Source organism: Kribbella sp., assembly GCF_035687465.1.
Classification (GTDB): domain Bacteria; phylum Actinomycetota; class Actinomycetes; order Propionibacteriales; family Kribbellaceae; genus Kribbella.
In genome coordinates this window covers 1-4,381 of record NZ_DASRXP010000592.1, presented here as the reverse complement: position 1 = coordinate 4,381, position 4,381 = coordinate 1, and the positions used below count along the sequence as shown (strand labels likewise).

General features: G+C 67.2%; 3 protein-coding genes. All 3 read right to left on the bottom strand.

What is annotated here, in order from left to right; translation table 11 throughout:
- Positions 1-1,028: 1,028 nt before the first annotated feature.
- On the bottom strand, positions 1,029-2,771 hold the full coding sequence (locus tag VFG33_RS31405) for an FAD-dependent oxidoreductase (protein WP_325056614.1): 1,743 nt from the start codon (positions 2,769-2,771) through the stop codon (positions 1,029-1,031).
- Positions 2,768-3,640 carry an intradiol ring-cleavage dioxygenase gene (locus tag VFG33_RS31400; RefSeq protein ID WP_325056613.1) on the bottom strand — a complete coding sequence of 291 codons (873 nt, stop codon included), beginning with the start codon at positions 3,638-3,640 and terminating at the stop codon, positions 2,768-2,770. Before VFG33_RS31400 ends, VFG33_RS31405 begins: the two co-directional genes overlap by 4 nt.
- Positions 3,641-3,684: 44 nt before the next feature.
- On the bottom strand, positions 3,685-4,381 hold a 697-nt coding region (locus VFG33_RS31395), incomplete at its 5' end, for a thiolase family protein (protein ID WP_325056612.1).

Here is a 4,381-nt window from a genome sequence, read left to right as displayed (position 1 = left end):
CCGGTGCATTGGCAGTGTGGTTGCGCGGTCTCCGCTGCGGGAGTGTGCTAGTCGACGTGGTGGGTGTCAAGGGCGCTTCGCGGCCCTGCGGGCTCGAACAAGTTCGACCCTTGACACCCACCGCCTCGACCAGGGAAGGACGCAGCTACGCGGATCCCGCGCGGAGGTATGAGCTGCATTCGTGGTTCCACTCGCCCGGGTGATCCCCGGGGGGCTGGTGGGGGAGCGGCTTGCGGTGGTTCCGCCTGCCCGGGTGATCCGGGCCGCTGCCCGGACACACAGAACTCCAGGGAACCTGTGCGGTAGTCGCTTGCCGGGCCGGTTTCGCCGGGTTCTGTGTGTGTGGATGGTGGCTCCGGGGCTGAGCCGTTGCTGTGACCGGCCGGCCGACCGGGGTTTCTGGTTAGCGCGGAACTTTTTGGTCGCCTGGTGCAAGTTTGTTTCCGGCTTGTCAGGCCGGTGCCGCCGTGTTCCGTCTGGTGGTGCGCCCGGACCGCCAGGTGGTTCACCGAGGGGCGTTGGGGGTGGCCGGTGTCGGGAACGACAGGAGGTAGTGGCCGGATCGGGCTGGTGGACGCGCCGCTCAGGCGGGACGTGACGGTCGGGAGCGCTGACGGCGTGACTACCTCCTGTCCTTGGCGACGCCAGGGGCAGGATGGGATCGATTTGTGGTGAGTGTGGGGCCTGTCGCTGCCCCAGTCCTCCCACTCGACGAACCACGGCCCCGCAAAGGCCCGGAATCTCGCTCAGCCGCCGCCTGCGGAATCCCCTGAATTTGTGGCCGTACTTCTCAGCGGCTCCGGGCGTAGCTGCGTCTTTCCCTGGTCGCGGTGAGGTGTGTCAAGGGTCGAACTCGTTCGAGCCCGAAGGGCCGCGAAGCGCCCTTGACTCACCTCACCGCGACTAGCAAACTCACGCAGCCCGGCGACGCGAACCACATCCACCTACCGACTCCGCGAACCACCCACACCTATGAACTCGCGAACCGCGTCGGCCGACGCGTACCACGGTGCCGTTGCTCCCCGCAACTACACCTCGCCGAGGAGGGTGGTGAAGGCGGACCGTAGAGCCTCAGTCGGATCTGTTGGGAGTGCGTGGGAGCGATAGGCGATATGGGCGTCGGGGCGTACTAGGAGGCAGCCGGTGTCGGTGATTTCGCGGAGGCGAGACCAGTCGCCGTAGAGGTCTTCCAGCTCGCGGCCGGGTCCGATCACATACGGCTCGATGGTGACGCCTGTTTGTTCGGCGAGGGTGGCTGCTGCCTTGACCCAGGCTTCGCCGCCGATGCCTGTCAGCAAGGTGAAACGGCCCTTGCCGACCACGTCGAGTGTCGACACTGTGTCGGTGCCACGGGTCAGCCAGCAGTGTGGGATCCGTGCGCCTGGCCAGGTGGTCGGGTGGTAGTAGAGCTCCGGGTCCCGGTCGTACGCTGGCTCTTCGGTGCCGTCCGGGATCACCGCCGCGGACCGGTACCGCTGGCCCAGTTCCACCCCGTGTGCGTTGAACTCGTAGTCCTTGAGTTCGATCGCCTTGCGCAGTTCCTCGCGCTGCGCCGCGCCTTCGGGGGTGTCGTCCTTGCGTGACTCGATCGTCCGTCCGACCGGTGCGTCCGGCGTCATCCCGAGTGCGTGGAAGATCTGGCCGAACTGAGTGCGGCTCTTGTTCGCCCGATCCACGATCTGCTTGGCGGTGGGGGTCCGCTCGGCGTCGTAGGTGTCCAGTAGCGATGGCGACGCCTGACCGCGCAGTACCAGCGCTAGCTTCCAGGCCAGGTTGTAGGCGTCCTGGATCGAGGTGTTCGAGCCGAGCCCGTTGCTCGGCGGGTGCCGGTGGATCGCGTCACCCATACAGAACACCCGGCCGACCGACGCCTGCTCGGCGTACATGTGGTTGACGCTCCACACCGAAGTGCCCTTGAGCTTCACGTCGATGGTGTCGTCGCCGACCAGGTTGTGCACGATCTCGGTCGCCATCGCTTCGTCGACCACCGGCGGCGGCTGGTTGATGTCGTAGCCCCAGACGATCAGCCACTCGTTCCACGGCCGGACCATCCGGACCAGGCCGGCACCGATGCCGCCGATCTGCGCGCCCGGCTGGAGCACCCAGTAGAGAACGCTCGGCCGGTGCGCGACGTAGTGCGACAAGTCTGCCTCGAAGACGATGTTCATCGAGCCCTCGATGTCCATCGCGCCGGCCATCGGCAGCCCGATGTCCTGCGCCACCTTGCTGCGACCGCCGTCCGCACCGATCAGGTATTTGGCCCGGATCTCGTACTCCGAACCGCTCAGCCGGTCCCGCACATGAGCCGTGACCCCGTCGGCATCCTGTTCGAGCGACAGGTACTCCGTGTCGAAACGGATCCTGGCTCCGCGGCTTGCCGCAGCACTGACCAGGATGGGCTCGAAGAGGGTCTGGGGGAGATCGCAGGGGAGCGTCGGACTGGCCTCGGTGTAGTCGGCCAGCCGACGGGGATGCGTGCCCCAGGTGCGGATCCGGCCGATCTCCTCGCCCGCGAGGCTGGTGCAGAACGCGGTCTGACCCATCAGTTCATGCGGAGTGCCCTTACCGGTGATCTGGTCCTCGATGCCCATGTCGCGCATCAGTTCGACCGTGCGCTGGTTGGTAATGTGGGCCCGCGGGGTGTTCGCGGTCCAGCGGTAGCGAGTCAGCACGACGTTGTCGATGCCGTAGGTGGACAGGAACAGCGAGGCGGCTCCGCCTGCCGGCCCACTGCCGACGATCAGGACGTCGGTCTCGAAACGTTCGGTCATAGCGAGTGGGTCTCCTCGGTCGTGGCGAGCACCAAGTCGTAGTGGACAGTCGAATAGGGCTGGTCGAGCTCACGGCCGTCCGGAGCGGTCCCGGCCGGATGCTCGGTGAAGTCGGCGATCAGCGAGTCCTTGACGCCGAAGACCGCGTCGTTGCGTAGGTACTCGTCGCCCGCGGCGAAGACGTGGGTGATAAGCCGGGAGAAGCCGGGGGCGGTGACCATGAAGTGGATGTGCGCCGGGCGCATCGGGCCGCGGCCGCCGGTCCGGAGCAGCTCACCGACCGGTCCGTCGTCGGGGATCGGATAGGCCACCGGCCGGACCGCCCAGAAGGAGTAGTTGCCGTCAGCATCTGTTGTCAGGTGACCCCGGTTCTGCGGACCGTCGGTCTCCTTCTGAACGTCGTAGAAGCCGTCTTCGTCGGCCTGCCACGTCTCCACCAGGGCGCCGGCGATCGGTTTGCCCTGGGTGTCCAGGACTCGCCCTGTCACCAGGCAAGGCTGTCCGGGCGCGCCGTTGGCGAGGTCGCCGCCCAGCTCGATCTCGGGAGAACCCTCGACGAAGAACGGCCCGAAGACCGTGGATTCGGTGACGCCGGGCGGGGTGCGGTGTGCCAGTCCTACGGTCAGCATCGACAGTCCCAGGACGTCGGACAGCAGTACGAACTCCTGCCGGGTGCCGGTCGACAGCTGCCCGGTCCGGGTGAGGAAGTCGATCGCTTGGAACCACTCCTCCTCGGTCAGGTCGACCTCGCGCGCGAAGGCATGCAGGTGGCGCACGAGTGCGCCCATCACCGTCTTGGTCCGCGGATCTTCACTGCCGTCGAAGCTGGCCACCACGGCGTCGGTCAGCTCGTCGCCTTCCAGATCCATCCCGTTGCTCCTCATCCCATCGCTTTCCCTGCCCTGGTTGAGACTCATGCCTCGATCACCATCGCCAGGCCCTGGCCGACGCCGATGCAGAGAGTGGCGAGGCCGTAGCCGCCGCCGCGACGGTGCAGTTCGTGCGCCAGAGTGGTCAGAATCCGCGTGCCCGAGCTGCCGAGTGGATGCCCGAGCGCGATCGCTCCGCCGTTCACATTCACCTTGTCGCGATCCAGTTCGGGCCATTCGCCCAAACAGGCAAGGCTTTGGGCCGCGTACGCTTCGTTGAGCTCTACCAGCCGCAGGTCGTCCCAGCCGATCCCCGCCTTGGCCAACGCCTTGCGGGACGCCTCGACCGGACCGATGCCGAAGTACTGCGGTTCCACCGCATGCACCGCCCGGCTCACGATCCGCGCCAGCGGCGTGACCCCGAGCCGTTGCGCCGTCGCCTCATCGCCGATCAGTACCGCGGACGCGCCGTCGTTGAGCGTGGAGGAGTTGCCCGCGGTCACGGTGCCGGCGGAACGGAAGGCCGGTTTGAGTCGCGCCATCACTTCGAGCGTGCCGCCGTCGCGGATGGACTCGTCGCGGGTCAGCGCCTGTGGGGCGTTGCGTCCTTGCGGGAGGATCGGCGCGAGGTGGTCCCAGCCGACCACCTCGGCATCGAACTTCCCGGCAGCCCAGGCCTTACCCGCCTTCTCGTGGCTCTCGAGGGCGCAGGCGTCCTGGTCCTCGCGGCCGATGTGGTAG

Bases quoted from the DNA above. Each gene is read 5' to 3' on its own strand.
- VFG33_RS31405 (WP_325056614.1), bottom strand. From the start codon at position 2,771: ATGACCGAACGTTTCGAGACCGACGTCCTGATCGTCGGCAGTGGGCCG.
- VFG33_RS31400 (WP_325056613.1), bottom strand. From the start codon at position 3,640: ATGGATCTGGAAGGCGACGAGCTGACCGACGCCGTGGTGGCCAGCTTC.